The sequence below is a fragment of the Mycobacterium attenuatum genome, assembly GCF_900566085.1.
GTDB lineage: Bacteria > Actinomycetota > Actinomycetes > Mycobacteriales > Mycobacteriaceae > Mycobacterium > Mycobacterium attenuatum.
On record NZ_UPHT01000056.1, the window covers coordinates 1 to 20,877 of the forward strand.

Genomic DNA, 20,877 nt, shown 5'->3' on the forward strand with positions numbered 1-20,877 from the left:
GTGCCGAAGAGGCCGGCCGCTCCGCCGGCGCCGCCGGCACCTCCGTTGAGACCGAATCCGCCGCTGCCGCCGGTCCCGCCGGTGCCGAACAGCCCGCCGGCGCCGCCGTTTCCGCCGTCACCGGCGATGACGGTCGCCGAGCCGCCGCCGTTGCCGCCGTTGCCGCCGTTGCCGAACAACAGCCCGGCGGCACCGCCGTTGCCGCCCCGCTGGCCGACTGCACCTGAGCCGCCGGCGCCTCCGTTGCCGACCAGAATTCCGCCGGCCTGCCCGTTCGCCCCGGTGCTCGGGGCGCCGGCGGAGCCGTTACCGATCAGCGGGCGCCCCACCAGGGCCAGGGTGGGCGCGTTGATGACGGCCAGCAGACTCTGTTGGACGTTGGCCGCCTCGGCAGCGGCATAAGCGCTCCCGCCCGTCGTCAAGGCGCGGACGAATTGGTCGTGAAACGCCGCCGCGTGGGCGCTGAGTGCCTGGAAGTCGCGAGCATGCGCGGAAAACAGCACAGCGATGGCCGCCGACACCTCGTCGGCGCCCGCGGCTAGCACCTCCAGGGTGGCGGGCGCGGCCGCCGCGTTGGCTGACGTGATCGTCGACCCGATACTGGACAGGCTCGAGGCCGTCGCAAGGATCGACTCCGGAGCGGCGATCAGGTAAGACATGTGCACCTCGCGTTCGTGGCGATCCACAGATTCGCCGCGCCCAAGCGTCTGCTGAGCCTTGACCACGCCGAATCCGCGACCGATGGATCGTATCGCGATCGCGTGGGCGTGACCGGGGGTTTGCCGACGATGCGGCCGGCTCGCCGGGCCGATAACGGAGGTAAGTTGCGAGGGTGAGCAACGATCAGGACGATCGGGACGATCGGGAAGGGCCATGACTGACAGCGGTGGGGACATGGTGACACTGCGGGTGTCCGACGCTGACCGCAACGGCACCATGCGGCGGTTGCACAACGCCGTCGCGCTGGGGCTGATCGATATCAACGAATTCGAGCAACGCTCGTCTCGCGTGTCCTTTGCGCGTACTCACAACGAACTGGAGGGGTTGGTCTGCGACCTGCCCGGGCCCGGCGCGATCGTCAGGTCCGCGGCCGACCGGGTGGAGCTGCGTGGCTGGGCCGGCTCGTTGAAGCGCCACGGCGAATGGATGGTGCCCACCCGGCTGGCCCTGGTGCGCCGCCTGGGTTCGATTGACCTCGACCTCACCAAGGCCCGTTTCGCCGGGCCGGTGGTGGTCATCGAACTCGACATGAAGTTCGGTTCGCTGGACCTGCGGCTGCCTGAGGGCGCCAGTGCTTCGGTCGACGACGTCGAAGTCTATGTGGGCAGCGCTAGCGACCGTCGCAAAGACGCACCGGCGGAGGGAACGCCGCATGTGGTGCTGACCGGTCGGGTCGTCTGCGGTTCGGTGGTGATTCGCGGACCACGCCGGGCATTGCTGCGCCGCTACCAGGCCTGACTCGCGCCGCGCGGCGGTGCAGCAGCTGTCCTGTTCGGTGCGGTCTAGCGGGGTGCCCAGCCGGTGCCGGCGCATCGTCTGCCCGGGCGGCGGCCATTGCGGCGCAGTGGCGGACCGTCGCGCGGCCACGACTAAGTGGTCGCGCCCGTAGGTTCGTCGGGATGGCGTGCCCTGCTGTTGCTGATGTGGCTAAGGCCCGCCCAACGTGCACTCGCGGTGGGTTTCCGGCCGGTGGATTCATACGGTCAAGACGACGTCCGTTGATCTTGGAGGTTGTCGCGCCGAGTGGTTATCTGCATCCGCACAAGTTCACCACCACCGACTTGGACGACCTACTCACCAGACTCGACATGCACCGAGACCATCCCGCCCGACCCCGTGCGGCGTGAGCCCGACGAACTTACGCGCACGACCGCTAAGGCGGCTCGACATACTGCGTGACCAGCGCGCATGCTGCAGCTCGGCCACGAACGGGACGCAATGCCGGCTACTATTGCCGAATCGATTCAGGTGAGGCGTCGGCCGAGATGTCCGTGACGAGTGCGATATGCCTGGCATATCGGTATAGATGCTTGACTGCCTCGGTTTTCCTCCGGCCGGTGGGAGCTCGATGTCGTCGTTTGTGATCGTTTCGCCTGAGGCCATGGGAGCGGCCGCCGAGGATTTGACGGGTATGGGGTCGGCGCTTCGGGCGGCAAATGCGGCGGCTGCGAGTTGGCCGACGTCCTTGGCCGTTGCGGCGCAGGATGCGGTGTCGGCAGCTATCGCATCGCTGTTCGGTGGTTATGCCCGGGACTATCAGGCACTGAGCACGCAGGTTGCGCTGCTTCATGATTCGTTCGTGCAGGCGGTGGCCGTTGGAGTGGTGAGCTATGCGACCGCCGAGGCCACCAGCGCGGGACCCCTACAGCCGCTGCTTGACCTGATCAATGCGCCCACCAACGCCTTGTTCGGGCGTCTGCCGATCGGCAACGGCGCTGACCGCGCCCCGGGTACTGGGCAGCCCGGTGGTGCGGGTGGGATCTTGTGGGGCAATGGCGGCAATGGTGGGTCCGGTGCCGGCGGAACCGGCAGGGCGCCGGGGCTTGCTTGATCATGACGGTGGTGTCCTGGGTGCAGTTCCGGATGCACATCGACCGCTCTTGCGAACACCGCGCCGGACGTGTACCCATGGCGGAAAATCCGGGCTGGAAGCGCACCGTGAGTGCACGTTGGGCGGTTCTCCGCCACATCAGCAACAGGCAGGCACGCCATCCGCGACGAACTTACGGGCGCGACCACTAAGCTAGCGGGATGCCTGCTCGCACCGCGCTTTCTCCCGGCGTCCTGTCCCCGATGCGGCCGGTGCCCACGTGGATCGCGCGCCCCGAATATGTCGGCAAGCCGACCGCTAAGGAGGGCACCGAACCGTGGGTGCAAACACCCGAGGTGATCGAGAAGATGCGCGTCGCGGGCCGGATCGCGGCCGGCGCCCTGGCCGAGTCCGGTAGGGCCGTCGCCCCGGGGGTGTCCACCGACGAACTGGACCGGATCGCCCACGAGTACATGCTCGACAATGGCGCGTATCCGTCGACGCTGGGCTACAAGGGGTTCCCGAAGTCGTGCTGCACGTCGCTCAACGAGGTCATCTGTCACGGAATCCCCGACTCGACGGTGATCGCCGACGGCGACATCGTCAACATCGATGTCACCGCTTACTTCGATGGTGTGCACGGCGACACGAACGCGACCTTCCTGGCCGGTGAGGTCGCCGAAGAACACCGCCTGCTCGTGGAGCGGACCCGCGAGGCGACGATGCGTGCGATCAACGCCGTCAAACCCGGGCGTGCATTGTCGGTCATCGGAAGGGTTATCGAATCCTACGCAAATCGATTCGGCTACAACGTGGTTCGCGACTTCACCGGTCACGGCATCGGCACCACGTTCCACAACGGGTTGGTCGTGCTGCATTACGACCAGCCCGCGGTGGAAACGATCATGCAGCCGGGCATGACCTTCACCATCGAGCCGATGATCAACCTGGGAACTTTGGAATACGAGATCTGGGACGACGGCTGGACGGTGGTCACCAAGGACCGCAAATGGACCGCGCAGTTCGAGCACACGCTGCTAATCACCGACACCGGCGTGGAAATCCTTACGTTGCCGTGACTTTCTCACCGCGTCTGCTCGCCACAACCACGTGAGCGGGGCACTGCTGGTTGCCGGAACCAGTTCCGATGCCGGCAAGTCGGTGGTGGTTGCGGGCCTGTGCCGGTTGCTGGCCCGCGGCGGCGTCCGAGTGGCGCCGTTCAAGGCCCAGAACATGTCCAATAATTCCGCCGTCGCCGTCGAAGGCGGCGAGATAGGCCGCGCTCAGGCCATCCAGGCTCGCGCGGCCGGGTTGGAGCCCAGCGTGCGGTTCAACCCGATCCTGCTCAAGCCGGGCAGCGACCGGACGTCGCAACTGGTCGTGCGCGGCCACGTTGCCGATAGTGTCACGGCGGCCGGCTACTTGCAGCACCGCGATAGGCTGGCCGGCCTGGTTCTCGGCGAATTATCAAGCCTGCGAGCCGAGTTCGATGCGGTGATCTGCGAGGGCGCCGGCTCACCTGCCGAAATCAACCTCCGGGCAACAGATTTAGCAAACATGGGGCTGGCACGCGCAGCCAACCTGCCGGTGATCGTGGTCGGCGACATCGACCGTGGCGGCTTGCTGGCCCACCTGTTCGGGACGGTCGCGGTGCTCGATCCCGAGGACCAGGCACACATTGCGGGCTTCATTGTCAATAAGTTTCGTGGTGACCCCGCGCTGCTGCAGCCCGGCCTGCAGCAGCTGCTGGAGTCGACCGGACGTCCCACCTACGGGGTGCTGCCCCACGTCGAGCAGCTCTGGCTCGACGCCGAGGACTCGCTGTCGGTGGTAGCTCACCGGGTCGTCGGCACGCCGGAGCCACCTCGCGGCGGGCAGTGGCTGCGGGTGGCGGTGGTCCGGTTACCCCGAATCTCCAACTCCACCGATGCCGAAGCGTTGGCCTGTGAGCCAGGCGTACTGGTGCGCTGGGTTACCGAACCCGTCGACCTGGCCGACGCCGACCTGGTCGTGTTACCCGGCAGCAAAGCTACCGTCGCCGACCTGTCGTGGCTGCGTGACCGTGGCCTGGCCGGCGGAATCGTCGAGCACGCGCGTGCGGGCAGGCCGGTGCTGGGCATCTGCGGCGGTTTCCAAATGCTGTGTCGCAGCATCGAAGACACCGTCGAAACCGGGGCCGGGCTGGTGGCTGGGCTGGGGTTGTTGGACGCCGACATCGTGTTCGACGCGGTCAAGAGGCTGCGGCGCTGGCAGTCGCCGTTGCGCGGTTACGAAATCCATCATGGGCGGCTGGCCCGCTGCGCCGAGACGGGGTGGTTCGACATCGACTCCGAGATACAAGGCGTACGGTCGGGCGCGGTTTTCGGCACCCACTGGCACGGTCTGCTCGACAACGACGACTTCCGTCGCGCCTGGCTCATGCAGGTGGCCGACGCTGCCGGCCGGAGCGGGTTCGTGGTTGCCGACGGTGTCAACGTGGCGGCGCGCCGTGACGCTCAGCTGGATCTGACGGCCGATCTGCTGGCCTCGCATGTCGACGTCGAGTCGGTGCTCGGCCTGCTTGCCGGGCCGCCCCCGCAACGGCCGTATCTGATCAGCGAACTGCGCGGTTAGGCAGGCGAAGTGGTCGGCGGCCGCGTCGGCCGCATGCTTGATATGCCATTTCCCGAAACGCAGATATCGTGCTCCGGCTTGCTGTAGCTTTCGGTGATCACAGCGACTGCCGGTGCTTGGTGTCTGGAGGCGCGCATGTTCGCATCGGGGCGAGTCCTGATTGCCCGCACCGTGCTGGGGCGCTGACGACGTGCGGCGGCGGGCGATGAGGTGGCCCGGCTGAAAGAAGACCCCTGATGAATTTCTCGGTGTTGCCGCCGGAAGTCAACTCGGCACGAATGTTTTCTGGTGCCGGAGCGGGCCCGATGCTGGCCGCGGCGCTGGCCTGGGATGGGTTGGCCGCCGAGTTAGCCGCTGCGGCAGTGGATTTCGGATCGGTGACGTCCGGACTGGCGGACGGCTGGCAGGGTCCTTCGGCGGTCGCGATGGCCGGCGCGGCCACCCCCTATCTGAGTTGGCTGAATACGGCGGCCACGCAGGCCCAGGATGCTGCGGGTCAGGCCCGAGCCGCAGCGGGTGCATTCGAGGCGGCAAAGGTGGCGACAGTGCATCCGGCTGCGCTGGTGGCCAACCGGGGTCGGCTGCTGTCGTTGGTGTTCTCAAATCTGTTCGGGCAGAACACCCCTGCGATAGCGGCCACCGAGGCCGACTACGAGCGGATGTGGGCTCAGGACGTGGCGGCGATGTCGAGCTACTATTCGGGGGCCTCGGCGGCCGCCGGCCGCCTGCTGCCCTGGCAGCGTGCGCTGCGCAACCTGACCGGCCCCCTGCGCGGGCTCCTCGGAGGCTCCGGCCGCGCCTCGGCGAGTGCTGACGCTGTCGCCGCCAAGGCCGGCGCTTCCGGCGCCACCGCGCTCACCGGCAATTCCACCCAGACCGCCGGCCAGGCCGGCGATGCGGCCTCGGCGCGTACGGTCGGTGTGAATGCTGCTGCACCGCTGGCACTTTCAGGAGTCGGCAACCAAGGCAGCGGAAACACGGGCAACGGCAACATCGGCGACAACAACTCCGGCAGCGGTAACCGTGGCAGCGGCAACCAGGGCAGCGGTAACCAGGGCAACGGCAATATCGGCAGCGGCAACCGGGGCAGCGGTAACCGGGGCAACGGCAATATCGGCGACAACAACCCCGGTAGCGGTAACACCGGCAGCGGTAACCAGGGCAGCGGTAACCAGGGCAGCGGCAACGCCGGCGACGGCAACCGCGGTAGCAACAATCCGGGCAGCGGGAACACGGGCAGCTTCAACTCCGGTGACGGCAACCGCGGCAACGGCAATCAGGGCGACGGCAACACCGGCGCCAACAATCCCGGTAGCGGCAATACCGGCAGCGGCAATCAGGGCAACGGCAACCAGGGGACCGGCAACGCCGGCGACGGCAACCGCGGCGACAACAACGTGGGCAGCGGCAACACGGGCAACAACAACGACGGTGACGGCAACATCGGCAGCAACAACGCCGGCGACGGCAACAACAACAGTGGCAATCCGGCGGCGGGCAACCCCGGCAACGGCAACATCGGCAGCGGCAACTCCGGCGACGGAAACAAGGGCGACAACAACTCCGGTAGCGGAAACCTCGGCAACGGAAATATCGGCCACGGCAACAAGGGCAACAGCAACTCCGGCGACGGAAACGTAGGGCTGGGCAACAGCGGCGACGGCAACAAGGGCACCAACAACTCCGGTGATGGCAATCTCGGCACCGGCAACACCGGCAACGCCAACAACGGCGACACCAATTCCGGCAATGGCAACCTGGGCGCCACGAACGTCGGCGACGGCAACAAGGGCCACACGAACACCGGCGACGGCAACATCGGCAACGCCAACGCCGGCGACGGCAACAAGGGCAACAACAACCGCGGTACCGGAAATGCGGGGAGCGGAAACACCGGTGACGGCAACAAAGGTGCCACCAACTCCGGCTTCGGCAATGCAGGAAACAACAACGCCGGCGACGGCAACCTCGGCAGCGGCAACACGGGCTTCGGCAACAAGGGCGACAACAACCAAGGAAACGGAAATACCGGCAATGCCAACACCGGCAATGGAAACTTCGGCGACACCAATTCCGGACTGGGCAACCGCGGCAACACCAACTCCGGCGACGGTAACTTCGGCAGCGGCAACTCCGGTTACGGCAACAAGGGCGACAACAACCAGGGTTCGGGCAACCTGGGCGACGGCAACGTCGGTAGCGGCAATATCGGCAGCACCAACACCGGCGACGGCAACATCGGTAGCGGCAACTGGGGTAGCGGCAACCGCGGTATCGGATTGGGGACCGGCGACAACAACCAGGGCAGCGGTAACCAGGGCAGCGGCAACACGGGCAACGGCAATATCGGCAACAACAATGCCGGCAGCGGCAACCGCGGTAGCGGGCTCTTAGGGACCGGCGACAACAACCAGGGCAGCGGCAACCAGGGCAGCGGCAACATCGGGCACGGAAACATCGGCAACACCAATTCCGGCGGCGGCAACACCGGCAGCGGTAACGGCGGCAGCGGTAACTTCGGAAATTCCAACCAGGGTGCCGGTAACTACGGCAGCGGAAACGCCGGCCAGGGAAACCGGGGCGACGGCAATCTGGGCAACGGCAACCTCGGCAACAACAATCCAGGCATGGGCAACATCGGCAGTGCCAATCAGGGTGGCGGAAACAACGGCACCAACAACATCGGCTGGGGCAACACCGGAAACAACAACGTCGGGTTCGGCAACAGCGGCAACAACAACTTCGGACTCGGACTCACCGGCGACAGCCAGGTGGGTATCGGCGGTCTGAACTCAGGCTGGTTCAACCTCGGCCTCGGCAATTCTGGAAACTTCAACATCGGGTTCGGCAACTCGGGCCACGGAAACATCGGCTTCGGGAATTCAGGCAATTACAACATCGGCTTCGGCAACTCTGGTGACGGTAACACCGGCTGGTGGAATTCCGGCACTGGGAATACGTTGGCGTCGAACTCCGGCAACTACAGCACCGGTTTCTGGAATTCGGGCAACTTCAACACCGGGTTATGGAATTCGGGCAACAGCAACACCGGGCTGTTCAACTCGGGTAGCACCAACACCGGGCTGTTCAACTCGGGTAGCACCAACACCGGCCTGTTCAACTCGGGTAGCACCAACACCGGCAACTTCAACTCGGGCGGCACCAACACCGGCAACTTCAACTCGGGCGGCACCAACACCGGCAGCTACAACTCGGGCGGCACCAACACCGGTGACTACAACGCCGGGGGCACCAACACGGGTAGTTACAACGCCGGCGGCACCAACACCGGTGACCATAACACCGGTGGGACCAACACCGGCCACCACAACGCCGGGGGCACCAACTACGGCAGTTACAACTCCGGCGGGACCAATACCGGCAATTACAACTCGGGCGGTACCAATACCGGCAATTACAACTCCGGTGGCACCAACTACGGTGACTACAACTCCGGCGGCACCAACACCGGCAGCTACAACTCCGGCGGCACCAACACCGGCCTGTACAACTCTGGCGGTACTAACACCGGCAATTACAACTCGGGCGGTACTAACACCGGCAACCTCAACTCGGGCAGTACCAACACCGGCAACCTCAACTCGGGCAACACCAACACCGGCAACTACAACTCGGGCAACACCAACACCGGCAACCTCAACTCGGGCAGCACCAACACCGGCAACTACAACTCGGGCAACACCAACACCGGCAACCTCAACTCGGGCAACACCAACACCGGCAACCTCAACTCGGGCAACACCAACACCGGCAACCTCAACTCGGGCAACACCAACACCGGCAACCTCAACTCGGGAAACACCAACACCTATGGCAATGCCGGTAACCCGGATGGATATAACTCCGGCAATACCAATACCGGCAGTTACAACTCGGGCAACACCAACACCGGCAACCTGAATTCGGGCAGCACCAACACCTATGGCGACCCGACCAGGCCGGATGGGTACAACTCGGGCAACACCAACACCGGCAGTTACAACTCGGGCAACACCAACACCGGCAACTACAACGCTGGCAACACCAACACCGGCAACGGCAACAGCGGTAAGACCAACACCGGCAACTTCAACTCGGGCAGCACCAACACCTATGGCAATGCCGGTAACCCGGATGGATATAACTCCGGCAATACCAATACCGGCAGTTACAACTCGGGCAACACCAACACCGGCAACTACAACTCCGGGTTCACCGACACGGGCGACCGCAATTCCGGCAATACCAACACCGGCAACGCCAACTCGGGCAACACCAATACCGGCGACAAGAACTCCGGCTTCACCAACACCGGCAGCGCCAACTCCGGCAACACCAACCGATTCGACTACAACTCCGGTAACACCAACACCGGCAACTACAACTCCGGGTTCACCAACACCGGCGACGGGAACTCGGGCCGCACCAATACCGGCAACACCAACGCCGGCGACACCAACACCGGCAACGGCAACAGTGGCAAGACCAACACCGGCAACTTCAACTCGGGCAACACCAACACCTATGGTGACCCCAGCAGGGCGGATGGGTTCAACTCGGGCAACACCAACACCGGCAACCTCAACTCCGGCCACACCAACACCGGCGACGGAAACAGCGGTAGCACCAACACGGGAAACAACAACTCGGGCAGCACCAACACCGGCGACGAAAACACCGGCAACACCAATACCGGCAATAAGAACTCCGGGAATCTCAACACGGGCAACAACAATTCGGGCAACTACAACATCGGTAACGGTAACAGCGGCGATGGCCCCCTGGTGCTGGCTTCGGGTACGGGCAACCTCCCCGGTTCGTCCGGCTCCAACAACCTATCGTTCGGTTCATCGGGTCACGACAACAATGGCCTGGGCGGTGGGTGGTCCGGTTCGAACAACGGTGGCGCGGGCGGCGGTAACTCGGGGTCCGACAACGGCGGAGTGGGCGGTGGAAACTCGGGTTCCCACAACGGTGGTGCCGGTAGTTCGGGTAATTCCGGCAAGAACAACGGTGGGTTCGCCAACGGCGGAAACTCAGGTGAAAACAACAGCAGTCCCGGTGGTGGTAACTCCGGATTGAGCAATAACGTTGCCGGCGGCGGGAATTCAGGTTCCTTCAACGGCGGTGCGGGTGGGGGCAATTCGGGTGACCACAATGGGACAGCTGGTGGGGGCAATGCCGGCAGTAACAACACCGGCGGCAATGGAACTTCGGGTGTCGGCAACTCGGCCGCCGGCGGGAACTCCGGCTTCCGCAACAGCGGCAGCGCCGGGCAGTCCGGCACCGACAACAGCGGCGGCGCCGGAAACTCGGGCACCAACAACAACGGGTCCTCCGGAAGTTCCGGGCACAACAACGGTGGTGCCGGAGGTAACTCCGGCACCGGCAACTCAGGCAGCGCGGGCAACTCAGGCAGCGGCAACTCCGGAAGTGCCGGCAACTCCGGTCACAACAACAGCGGCAGTGCGGGCAATTCGGGAAGCAACAACACCGGAGTCACCCTCGGAAGCTCCGGCTCCGGCAATTTCGCAGCCGGTGGCAATTCGGGCAGCGGCAATTCGGGCGGCGGCGGCAACTCAGGTAGCGGCAACTCCGGAAGCGCGGGCAACTCCGGCCAGAGCAACAGCGGCGGCGGCGGCAACTCGGGGGCCAGCAACACCGGGGCCACCTTTGGAAGCTCGGGCAGCAGTAATGCCGCGGCCGGGGGAAGTTCCGGCACCGGCAATAACGGCAGCGGCGGCAACTCGGGCTTCAACAACAACGGTAGCGGCGGGCAGTCAGGCACCGGAAACAATGGTGGCGCAGGCACTTCGGGCTCGGGTAACAACGCCTCGGGAGGCAGCTCCGGCTCGGGCAACAACGGAACCGCCGGCAATTCGGGCAAGGACAACAACGGCAGCGGCGGCAACTCGGGGACCGGCAACAACGGCAGCGCGGGCAACTCGGGCAGCGGCAACAACGCGGTGACGTTCGGCAGCTCGGGGACCGGCAACATCGCGGCGCAGGGCAGCTCGGGTTCGGGCAACTCGGGCACCGGGGGAGACTCGGGCCAAGACAACGCTGGAAGCGCGGGAAGCTCGGGTACCAACAACAACGGCTCAGCCGGCAGCTCCGGCCGCAGCAACATCGGCGGCGGCAATGCCGGTACCGGAAACATCGGCTTCGGCAGCTCCGGCACGGCCAACATCGGGGCCGGCAGTTCGGGCACCGACAACCCCGGTGCCGGCAATGCGGGCGCCGGCAACATCGGCGCCGGCAGTTCGGGCACCAACAACCCAGGCGCGGGCAGCTCCGGCAACCAAAACCTGGGCTTCGGGAGTTCCGGCAGCTACAACCCCGGCGCGGGGAATTCCGGGACGCTCAACCCGGGCGCGGGCAGCTCGGGCCTGCTCAACATCTACGCCGGGGACTCGGGCTATCTGGCTTTCGGCCTGGGCAATTCGGGGTGGCTGACGCCGGGCGCAGGGAACTCGGGCCTGCTGACACCGGGTGCGGGAAACTCGGGTGGCCTGCTGGCCGGTTTTGGAAACTCCGGAGCGCTGAACCTGGGCGCCGGGGTGTCGGGACTGCTGGACTTCGGTGTCACCAATTCCGGCTTGCTCAACTTCGGTACCCTGCTGTCCGGCGTCAAGAACCTCGGAATCTACACCTCCGGAACCGAGGACGTCGGTTATGCGCCGCGTGCGCTGTACCTCGCCAACCTTGTCTTCGGTGTGCTGACGGTTCTGTGAGCGGGCCGCACGAACGTCTGGAACCGGTGCGCAGCCAGCCAGATTCCCTGTACTTTGGCGTAAGTGTCCTCGATGATGACCACGCTCGACGGATTTCCGGTTCCGGTAGCGGTATCGGGTCCGGAAGCGGGCGTCGTCGTCACCATCCTCGGTGCTGAGCAGCGTGCCGTCGCGGCCTACGGTGCGATTTGTGAACGCCTGCATACGGCATCGCTTCGGACCGTCGTTATCGGCGCTGACGCGCGGCTGACCCCCAAGTCCGTGATGGGCATCCTTGACGTCCTGGCGATCGGCTGGGCGGTGGTGGTCGGTGACCGTGCCGGTGGCGAGCTCGCTTGGGAACTGGCGGCGACTCGGCTGGGTCGGTTCGCCGGTCTGGTGGTCATCGATCGCGGGCATCCGCGCGTGGCCGATGTCAACGGCGTGATCCGCGACGCTCACTGCCCGCCGGTGGAAATCAGTACCACCGTGCTGGTGAGTTCTCCGGCGGCGCGGAAAGTCGCCCAGGACAGCCAGCGACTGGTCTACGCCGATTACCGCGTCGTGGACCTTCCGGCGAGACGCAATGCAAACGACTCGTCCGCGCAGTTGGCCACCGAGATCGTCCTGCGTACCAGCGGCTGGTAGTGGGTCGTCGAGCGGCATGTCGTGATGTCGAGTTCGGCAAGCGATATCGCCGTGCCCGGTGCTTCGGCTCGGTTTCGCTTCATTTATCGTGTCCCACAATGCTTTCCGCTGGTTGCTCGCTAGCGGCAGCCGAGGCAGCGGTGCGCGGGCGCCGCGGCCGGTGCCGGGCGGCGAGGGTCCGTCGCGCACCACAATGCTCAGGTGAAGCTCGCCGGGTTGAATGCGGCGTGATCTATTGAGGAGCCAACGTGGTTTCGAACGCTTTTACGGGCCGGCGGCCGGTAGTCGGTCTGACGACCTATCGGGAGCAGGTGCAGGCCGGCATCTGGAACGTCGCCGCGAGCTACCTGCCCGCCGACTACTCCGATGCTGTCATCATGGCGGGCGGTATCGCGGTGTTGCTGCCGCCGCAGCAGGTGGATCCCGAGATAGCCGACCGGGTGCTGGACGGCTTGCATGCGTTGGTGATCACCGGGGGATATGACCTCGATCCCGCGGCGTACGGTCAACAACCGCATCCGGCCACCGACCGACCGCGAACCTGCCGCGACTCCTGGGAATTCGCGTTGCTGAAGGGCGCGCTGGAGCGGGGATTGCCGGTGCTCGGGATCTGTCGCGGCGTGCAGTTGCTCAACGTCGCGCTCGGCGGCACGCTGCATCAGCACCTCCCCGACGTCATCGGCCACAGCGGGCATTGCGCGGGCAATGCGGTGTTCACCACCTTGCCGGTCAGCACGGTGTCGGGCACCCGGTTGGCCGGGCTGATCGGGGAGGCCGCCGACGTACCCTGCTATCACCATCAGGCGGTCGGCGACGTCGCGGCAGGTCTGGTGGTCAGCGCGACCGACGCCGACGGCGTGGTGGAAGCGCTGGAGTTGCCCGGAAGCCGATTTGTGCTTGCGGTGCAATGGCATCCGGAGAAGGCCCTGGACGACTTGCGGTTGTTCGCCGGGCTGGTGGAGGCGGCCCGCGGGTACGCTGACCGCTGAGTGCTGCCCCCTGGGGCCGACACCGCAGCCGAGATCACCACCCGCACGAGCGCCGCGCGGTCATCCACCCGCCGGCGACCGGGGAACGACGGTGGAACGCAGCTCGAACCGCGAAGCCGAAGGGCCGCCGCTATCTCGCCCGCCCATGCTCGTCAGCGGTACGAACGGCACGCCCGATGGCCCGGCCTCCGCCGGTCCGGACAACGCAGCGCTCCAGCCGGCAGCTGACGACCCCACCGAGGGGGCGCTTGCCGACACAGCGGTCCAGGCATGCGGCACCGACAGCGCGCCTATCGACATGCTGCGGCCCATGGACGCGGCCAGCCCGGCGCCGCCGCCTGGGCCGGGCAACAGCGACCCCAACGAGCGCGTCCCGTAATCGACGGCCTTCATCGCACCCGCGGCGGCCGCGGTGACCGGCGCCGTGGCCGCCTTGGCGAACCCCATGCCCTTGTCGAGGTAGTTCAGCGGATACATCGCGAAATTCAACGGTACGGTGAGCGAGCTCAGTTTCGACAGCGACGTCGACACCGACGTAAGGGCGGTGTCCAACGAATTAACCGTCGCCGACACGGATAGCCCTTGAAGCGCCTGCGGCAGCGTCGAGAGCAGCTCAGACCCCGCCAGAAGGGTCTCCTGCACTTGGGTGGCCGTTGCGGCACCGTCTGCCCTGGCGAGGCCGGCGCGTTGGCTGGCCGGCCCGGCCGGGTCGACGACGGACGGGGGCGCGGTGAACGGGGTCAGCCTGGCGGCGCTCGCGGAAGCGCCGGCATAGGCATACATCGCGACAGCGTCTTGAGCCCACATGTACTCGTATTGGGCCTCGGTGGCTGCGATCGCCGGGCTGTTCTGACCCAGGATGTTGGTCGCGATCAGAGCCGTCAGCACTGCCCGATTGGCGGCGATCACCGGCGGCGGAACGGTTGCCGCGAACGCCGCCGCGTGAGCGGCGGCGGCCGCCTGTGCCTGGAGCGCCGCCTGTTCGGCCTGGCCCGCCGTGGCGGCGAGCCACGCGGTAAGGGGCGTTACGGCTTGGGTCATCGCTGTCGCCGCCGGACCGAGCCAGTCGGCGGCCAGCCCGGAGGTCGCTGAACCGATACCGCTGGCCGCCGCGTACAGCTCGGCGGACAGCGCGTCCCAGGCCGCCGCGGCGGTCAAGATGGACGCCGAACCCGGACCGGAATACATGCGGCCGGAGTTGATTTCCGGCGGCAAACTACCGAAATCCATTATTAATTCTCCCGGGCCAGCGGACGGCCGACTATGTCGATGATGGATTGCGTTGTGCTGCAATAGAACATGAGATCTCCTTGAGGCATGGGTAAGCTGCGCCGGGGCGCGCCAACCGGGGCGCCGGCTTGATTCGCTCGTGTCAGGCGATTTCAGGCAGCGCGATGAGCGCGATGGGCGCGATGGGATCGTGTACGCCCATTGCGGCGATACCGCTGCCACGGTTGAACTCTCACCGGCGCTGACGCGGTTGTGACGAGGGGTCGCCAGGCGCCGGGAAGCGGCGCGTCAGCAGCGTGCGACGCAGAGTAGGTTCACAATGTCCTGGCTGGATGCGGCAACCGCCGGCGCTCGGGCGCGCGGCACGTCCGGGGGGTGCCCGGCGGCGGTCAGTGAGGCCGGCGTCGGCAACGACCACTGCGGTGGCGCCGAACGCGACCATGTCGGTGGGCGATCACGTTTCAGGCCAGGGCTTTTGAACGGCTTATGGCCCCTCGAGGAGGAGCCGTGGTCGGAATTGCCGGTGGCGCGGGTGCCAATCTCGTTGCGCGCCGGACCGATACCCACAGCATCGTGTGACGCCACGACCGGATCCGCCAACCACGTGGCACGCTCGACCCGCAATGCCCAGCATCCGGCAAGGGCAGATAGCAAACTCAGAGCGGCGACAACGGCGATGGCCTGCTGCCATCGCGTTGATCCACCCCGGCCCCGCAAACTCACAGTGCACCCACTCTACCAGCGGTGGCACCGTCCGACATGTGAACGTTTGTACCGGTTTTCGGCTGCCGGCCGCGCTGCTACCCGGCGGCCGGGGGATGCATCATCACGGTTGGTCGGAACACGTAGCGGGGGGCTTCGGCGAAACCGCGCCCGCCCAGGCTGCTCAGCGGCATTCCGCCGAGCATGCTGGGCGCTGCTCCCGGCAACGCCGGCGCGGCACCGGTGACATGCGACGGCAACGCCAACGCGGGGGCACCGAACGACGATGTCGCGGTCCAGGCCGGCGGTACCGACAACGGTCCGATCGTCGCGGCATTGCCCACTCCCGCCGACGCCGCGCTACCTAGTCCACCCGCAAGTCCACCCGCAAGTCCACCCGCAAGTCCACCCGCAAGTCCACCCGCAAGTCCACCCGCGGCGCCGAGCTCGCTCGTCGCGGCTTCGGCGGCGCCGGCAGCCGCCTCCTCGACCGCCTCGGCGCCCTGCAATCCGACGGCGTCGGCCAGCGTCCCCAAGAAGTTGCCGGGCGTGTAGAAGCCGGACGAGAGGGCGCTGAAGTAGACGCTGCTCAGTGCCACGCCAAGCGGCGATCCATCGGCTCCGGACAGGAAATTGAGAATGCCTGCCGGGCTGGATAAGTCGGCTCCCGCGAGGCCGATCCAATCCTCCATGCCAGACCCCAGCAGGCCAACCAGATCGGCACCGGCAGTGCTCGCTCCGGCGGGTGCGGCCAGGCCCTGCAGTGCGTCGGGCACGGTCTGCATGACTTGCGACAGCGCGCCCTGGCTCGCCCTGCTGGTCCCCGAGGCGGCCCGGACGAGGCCGCCCGCGTCGCCATTGGTGGTCACGGGCGCATCGGCGAACGGGGCCAATTGTGATGCCGCCGCCGAGGAGCCGGCGTAGCTGTACATCGCCGTGGCGTCTTGAGCCCACATCTGGCCGTAGAGCGCCTCGGTGGCAGCGATCGCCGGCGTGTTTTGGCCCAGCAGATTGGTTGCGACCAGGGATGCCAGTTGGGCACGGTTGGCCGCGATCACCGCCGGGGGCACCGTCATGGCGAACGCAGCCTCGTATGCCGCGGCAGCGGCTTTGGCCTGACCCGACGCCCGTAGTGCCGCCGACGCGGTGCTCGCCAGCCACGCGACGTAGGGGCCGCCGGCTGCGGCCATGGCTGCCGATGCCGGCCCCCGCCACGGCCCGCTCGTCATGCCGGCGATGACCGTCCCGTATTCCCTTGCGGTCAAGCTCAATGCGCTGGCCAAGCCGTCCCAGGCCAGCGCGGCGTTCAGCATCGGGCCGCAGCCCGGGCCGGTGTACATGCGGGCGGAGTTGACTTCCGGCGGCAGCGCTGCGTAATCCATTGCTCTACACCTCCTCAGGCCGTGACGGCTGCGTTGGCCGCCGTGCAGACCGCACGGGTTATCTGGCCCGGCACGACGAATTGCATTGTGGTTAAAGCCGATGCATAGGCGACGACGGCATCGGCCACAACTGCGACCGCGCCGAACGATTGCCGGTTCTGGGCGGCCGGGGACAGTGTTTCCGGTATGATGTGGACGAATGGCATGAGTTGGTTCCTTCGGATGTGGTTCCGGAGCCGGCGTGCGCGCACGGCCGGAATGCACGACAACGACAGGTAACGACAGGTCGACGTGCATGAAAGATGGCCCGCTGAACCAGGTTTCAGCTCATCAAGCAGGGGAGCGATGATTCATCCCACGGCAGGGCAAAGCCCCCGTTCAGCGGTTTCCCGCTCGAAAGATCCTGGTGTGCAACGGTTGCCAGGTCAACCTCGTGTCACATCGGCGGCAGCGCGGTGGCGACCGCGGCTTGAGAAGGACCCAAGCCGATTGGCCGACACCGGTCAGTCGTGGCATCCGGCCGCGGCCGTCCATTTCTCCTCGACCTGACCACAGGTAGCGATGTAGCGCGGCGGCTTACCCGCGGCCATAGCCGGGCACGGGCGCGGCGGGAGCCGGCAAATTGAAGCACCGGCCATGGCTTCACCTCAAGTTTCCGAAGCGTATTCGTAGAATTCACATAACTACACTCGCCGTCCAGATGCAATCGGTTCGCAGGACAAAGTTGCGAACGCTGTGCGGAAGTTGATGTCAGCCCGCGAAGACGATCAACGGGATCGCCATCTCGGCGGCCGTGGCCGCACCATGGAAACCAATGAGCCGGGCCGCTTCCGGAGGTTCGTGGCCGGTGGCCAGCACGGCCGTGTCGCCGCGGCAGATGACCACGACGTCGCCGATCCGCGGCAAGTGCCGCGGGTTCACCGCGCCGAACAGTCCCGTCGCCACCGCCTCCTGGCGGCTGTGCACATCCGCGCGGCAGGTCAGCAGTTCTCTCCAGGTGGCCAGCACATCGGCGGCGGCGCCGAGTTGGGTGTGCAGGTAGCGCACCCGAGGTTCGCCGGCGACCACCCGGACTCCCGCGGTCAGCCGCGGGTCGGCATCGAGATCGATCCGGGCACCCGCGGGCACGTTGAGGCCGCCGTGGTCGGCGGTCACCAGCAGCGCCGCGTTCGTCGGCAGCGCCTCGACCAGGCGGGTCAGCAGGTTGTCGACGTTGCTGGCCGCGGCGTGCCATTGCTCCGAACCGATGCCGAACAGGTGCGCCGCGGTGTCAAGTTCGGCGGTATAGCCGTAAACCAGTCCGGGCGCCGCGGCCAATTCGACCGCTATCTGGCCGGCGTAGTCCTGGCCGTGGCGCGTCGGGCGAAGCTGCGCGCCGCGGTATGCGGCGGCGGTCAGACCGCTGCCCAGGAACCACTCCGGCAACACGGCGCGCACCTCGACGCCGGCCCGGGTGAGCCGCTCGAACCAGGTGGGCAGCGGTTGCCACCGGGTGTGCGGCGGATCGTCGCGCCACCGGATGTGGTTGAGCACCTTGTCGGTGCCGGGGATGTTGAGCGTGAAGCCCAGGATGCCGTGCTCGCCGGGCTCGGCTCCGGTGGTCAAAGAGACCAGGTTGGTGGGTGTGGTGGACGGGAACGCGCAGCCGAGTTGGCTGAGCCGTCCGGCGGAACCGTTCAGGACAGCAGCGAGAAGCGGTGCATCGCAAGCCAATTCGGGCAGCAGATGCCAACCCAATCCGTCGACGAGGATCACCAGGACGCGATCGACACGGCAAGCGCGGTCTGCAATGCCCAGCTTGTCGACCGCTCCGGAGACGCCGAGCAGCGCGGCCGCGGCGGGCAGCACGTCGCGGATCGAAGCGGCCATGACGCATACTAAACCGGCGCCAGGCGCCGGCTGGTCACCCGCAGTTGTCGGTCGGTGCTGTCGGCCAGCGCGCACACCTGGTGCGGCCGCAGTCGTCCGCACAGCCGGCCCCAGTGCACGGCGACGTCGTCGCCGGGGGCGACGTCGGGCACCGCGCTGTACCCGTCGGCCCAGACGTCGAGCACCCGCGCCGAGGGCTCGGACAAACCCAGCGTCGCGCCGTCCCACATCAGCCGCCGGCACGATATCTCGACGGCATCGTCGTTGCGGGAAAGGACGGTGCCCCAGGTGATTCGGCAGTTGTCCAGCACGCTCAACGGCTGCTCGTCCATGCCCCGGCCCAGAAACCGGGTCCACGGATAGACGCCGAACACATGAAAGCAGTGGTTGGCGGCGGCCTCATCGGCCAGCTCCGGTGTCAGGTGCGACCAATAGCGTCCCGCCCGCGGACCGATGATGGCCAGCAGCTCCTCGAAGAACCGGCCGGGATCGAGGCCGGCGCCGACGCCGCCGCCGAGCCAATACGATTCGACCAGCCGGTAGTCCAGCGGGTCGGCGATGCCGGTCAATCGTGACAGCACCCGCAGGTACGGCCAGGCACCGGAGAACTTCGCCGCCGCTGCGCGCACGTCCGCGGCCGAGCCGTCACGCAACGTCGCGCCCAGCGGGGGACCGCAATAGCCCAGCGCATTGGGGGCATAGGCATAGCGGGCGAACATCTCGGTGCCCGGTTCCACGCCGCGTGCGGCCACTGTCACCCCCGCCCCGACGACCCCACCAGCTTCACCGCGTCCCGATGCATGCGACCGAAGTTGTAGTAGGCGGCACACGCGCCTTCCGGGGACACCATGCAGGTGCCGATCGGTGTCTCCGGGGTGCACGCGGTGCCGAAAACCTTGCACTCCCAGGGCTTGAGCACACCCTTGAGCACCTCGCCGCACTGGCACGCTTTCGGGTCGGCCACCCGCACACCCGGCATCGCGAACCGCAGCTCGGCGTCGAAGTCGGCGAAATCGTCATGCAGGCGCAGCGCGCTTTGGGAGATGAAACCCAGTCCGCGCCATTCGAAGTGCGGCCGCAACGCGAACACCTTGCCCATCAGCGCCAGCGCGGCCGGGTTGCCCTGCTCAGGCACCACCCGCTTGTACTGGTTTTCCACCTCGCAGCGGCCCTCGCGGATCTGGCGCAGCAGCATCGCCACCGACGCCAGGATGTCCAGTGGCTCAAACCCGGAGACCACCAACGGCTTTCCGTAGACCTGCGGCACGAACCGGTACGGCCGGTTGCCCACCACGGTCGAAACGTGGCCGGGCCCAATGAAACCCGACAGCCGCAGGTCGGGTGATTCCAGGATCGCCTTGATCGGCGGCACGATCGTCACGTGGTTGCAGAACACGCTGAAGTTGCGCAGCCCCAAGTCGCGGGCGCGCACCAGTGTCACCGCCGTCGAGGGCGCGGTGGTCTCGAAGCCGATCGCGAAGAACACCACCTGCTTGTCCGGGGTGTCGACCGCGATCTTGAGCGCATCCAGCGGCGAATAGACGAAGCGCACGTCGGCGCCGCGTGCCTTGGCGTCCAGCAGGCTGCCGGCCGAGCCGGGCACCCGCATCATGTCGCCAAAGCAGGTGAAAATGACGTCGGGTTGGCTGGCAAGCCACATGGCGTCGTCGATGCGGCCCATCGGGATCACGCACACCGGACAACCCGGGCCGTGCACCAGTTCGACATTGTCGGGCAGCAGATGTTCGATGCCGTGCCGGTAAATGGTGTGGGTGTGCCCACCGCACACCTCCATGAACTTGAAGTGTTCGGGGCCGGAGCCGGCCAGGTGCTCGATCGCGGTCAGCAGTTTGCGCGCCGCGGCCGGGTCGCGGAATTCGTCAACGAATTTCATAGTGTGGCACCCCTGTTTAGATGATCGCCGACGAGTCGAAGGCTTGCATTTCGGTGGTGTAGGCATCGCCGAGCTTCTGGATGGCGGCCAGGGTCAGCAACGCCTCGGTCTCGTCGATCTTGGCCATGGCGAAACCGACGTGGATGAGCACCCAGTCGTCCGGCTGGGGCATGTCCTCGTCCAGCAGTCGCACGCTGATGGTCCGCTGCACTCCGCTGACGTCGACCTTCGCCAGATAGTTTGCCGGGTCGGTGATTTCGACGATCCGCCCCGGTATGCCCAGGCACATGTCAGCTCCTTTCTCGGG

14 protein-coding genes and 1 pseudogene are annotated in these 20,877 nt (G+C 66.5%); 7 read left to right on the top strand and 8 right to left on the bottom strand.

What is annotated here, in order from left to right; translation table 11 throughout:
• Positions 1-659 (bottom strand): PE family protein (locus EET13_RS09485; protein WP_136623142.1); only part of this gene is annotated, 659 nt, incomplete at its 3' end.
• 214 nt (positions 660-873) lie between these two features.
• On the opposite strand from EET13_RS09485, the gene EET13_RS09490 reads away from it, so the two are divergent.
• The 7 genes and pseudogenes from EET13_RS09490 to EET13_RS09525 all read left to right on the top strand — a co-directional run bounded on the left by EET13_RS09490 (position 874) and on the right by EET13_RS09525 (position 13,493).
• Entirely contained in the window at positions 874-1,458 is a 585-nt protein-coding gene (locus EET13_RS09490) for a DUF1707 SHOCT-like domain-containing protein (protein WP_122442051.1), read from the top strand.
• Between the two features lie 610 nt (positions 1,459-2,068).
• Positions 2,069-2,545 (top strand): annotated as a pseudogene (locus tag EET13_RS09495) (PE family protein); the annotation flags it as partial.
• Between the two features lie 206 nt (positions 2,546-2,751).
• Positions 2,752-3,609 (top strand): type I methionyl aminopeptidase, encoded by an 858-nt coding sequence (map, locus tag EET13_RS09505; protein ID WP_122442054.1) that lies wholly within the window; start codon positions 2,752-2,754, stop codon positions 3,607-3,609.
• Between the two features lie 31 nt (positions 3,610-3,640).
• The gene (locus tag EET13_RS09510) at positions 3,641-5,143 is read left to right on the top strand and encodes a cobyric acid synthase (protein WP_122442055.1); all 1,503 of its coding nucleotides are present in this window, start codon (positions 3,641-3,643) and stop codon (positions 5,141-5,143) included.
• A 236-nt stretch (positions 5,144-5,379) separates the two neighbouring features.
• On the top strand, positions 5,380-11,877 hold the full coding sequence (locus EET13_RS09515; RefSeq protein WP_122442056.1) for a PPE domain-containing protein: 6,498 nt from the start codon (positions 5,380-5,382) through the stop codon (positions 11,875-11,877).
• 72 nt (positions 11,878-11,949) lie between these two features.
• Positions 11,950-12,504, top strand: a complete 555-nt coding sequence (locus EET13_RS09520; RefSeq protein ID WP_122442057.1) for an alpha/beta hydrolase — start codon at positions 11,950-11,952, stop codon at positions 12,502-12,504.
• Between the two features lie 248 nt (positions 12,505-12,752).
• Positions 12,753-13,493 (top strand): gamma-glutamyl-gamma-aminobutyrate hydrolase family protein, encoded by a 741-nt coding sequence (locus tag EET13_RS09525; RefSeq protein WP_122442058.1) that lies wholly within the window; start codon positions 12,753-12,755, stop codon positions 13,491-13,493.
• A 60-nt stretch (positions 13,494-13,553) separates the two neighbouring features.
• On the opposite strand, the gene EET13_RS09530 is transcribed toward EET13_RS09525, so the two are convergent.
• The 7 genes from EET13_RS09530 to EET13_RS09565 form a co-directional block, all read right to left on the bottom strand.
• Entirely contained in the window at positions 13,554-14,723 is a 1,170-nt protein-coding gene (locus EET13_RS09530; protein ID WP_122442059.1) for a PPE family protein, read from the bottom strand.
• 800 nt (positions 14,724-15,523) lie between these two features.
• Positions 15,524-16,807 carry a PPE family protein gene (locus EET13_RS09540; protein WP_122442061.1) on the bottom strand — a complete coding sequence of 428 codons (1,284 nt, stop codon included), beginning with the start codon at positions 16,805-16,807 and terminating at the stop codon, positions 15,524-15,526.
• A gap of 14 nt (positions 16,808-16,821) precedes the next feature.
• A complete protein-coding gene (locus tag EET13_RS09545) occupies positions 16,822-17,013 on the bottom strand; it encodes a hypothetical protein (protein WP_122442062.1) in 192 nt (63 codons plus the stop codon).
• Positions 17,014-17,557: 544 nt separating this feature from the next.
• Complete coding sequence (locus EET13_RS09550; RefSeq protein ID WP_122442063.1) at positions 17,558-18,676, bottom strand: alkaline phosphatase family protein; 1,119 nt, start codon at positions 18,674-18,676, stop codon at positions 17,558-17,560.
• A gap of 8 nt (positions 18,677-18,684) precedes the next feature.
• On the bottom strand, positions 18,685-19,428 hold the full coding sequence (locus EET13_RS09555) for a DUF6390 family protein (RefSeq protein ID WP_425294232.1): 744 nt from the start codon (positions 19,426-19,428) through the stop codon (positions 18,685-18,687).
• Positions 19,429-19,430: 2 nt separating this feature from the next.
• Positions 19,431-20,570 (bottom strand): hydrogenase formation protein HypD, encoded by a 1,140-nt coding sequence (hypD, locus tag EET13_RS09560; RefSeq protein WP_122442064.1) that lies wholly within the window; start codon positions 20,568-20,570, stop codon positions 19,431-19,433.
• A gap of 16 nt (positions 20,571-20,586) precedes the next feature.
• Positions 20,587-20,859 carry a HypC/HybG/HupF family hydrogenase formation chaperone gene (locus EET13_RS09565; RefSeq protein ID WP_023372381.1) on the bottom strand — a complete coding sequence of 91 codons (273 nt, stop codon included), beginning with the start codon at positions 20,857-20,859 and terminating at the stop codon, positions 20,587-20,589.
• Between the last annotated feature and the right edge of the window lie 18 nt (positions 20,860-20,877).

Bases quoted from the DNA above. Each gene is read 5' to 3' on its own strand.
- hypD (WP_122442064.1), bottom strand. From the start codon at position 20,570: ATGAAATTCGTTGACGAATTCCGCGACCCGGCCGCGGCGCGCAAACTG.
- EET13_RS09520 (WP_122442057.1), top strand. From the start codon at position 11,950: ATGATGACCACGCTCGACGGATTTCCGGTTCCGGTAGCGGTATCGGGT.
- map (WP_122442054.1), top strand. From the start codon at position 2,752: ATGCCTGCTCGCACCGCGCTTTCTCCCGGCGTCCTGTCCCCGATGCGG.
- EET13_RS09540 (WP_122442061.1), bottom strand. From the start codon at position 16,807: ATGGATTACGCAGCGCTGCCGCCGGAAGTCAACTCCGCCCGCATGTAC.
- EET13_RS09565 (WP_023372381.1), bottom strand. From the start codon at position 20,859: ATGTGCCTGGGCATACCGGGGCGGATCGTCGAAATCACCGACCCGGCA.
- EET13_RS09550 (WP_122442063.1), bottom strand. From the start codon at position 18,676: ATGGCCGCTTCGATCCGCGACGTGCTGCCCGCCGCGGCCGCGCTGCTC.
- EET13_RS09545 (WP_122442062.1), bottom strand. From the start codon at position 17,013: ATGCCATTCGTCCACATCATACCGGAAACACTGTCCCCGGCCGCCCAG.
- EET13_RS09530 (WP_122442059.1), bottom strand. From the start codon at position 14,723: ATGGATTTCGGTAGTTTGCCGCCGGAAATCAACTCCGGCCGCATGTAT.
- EET13_RS09515 (WP_122442056.1), top strand. From the start codon at position 5,380: ATGAATTTCTCGGTGTTGCCGCCGGAAGTCAACTCGGCACGAATGTTT.
- EET13_RS09490 (WP_122442051.1), top strand. From the start codon at position 874: ATGACTGACAGCGGTGGGGACATGGTGACACTGCGGGTGTCCGACGCT.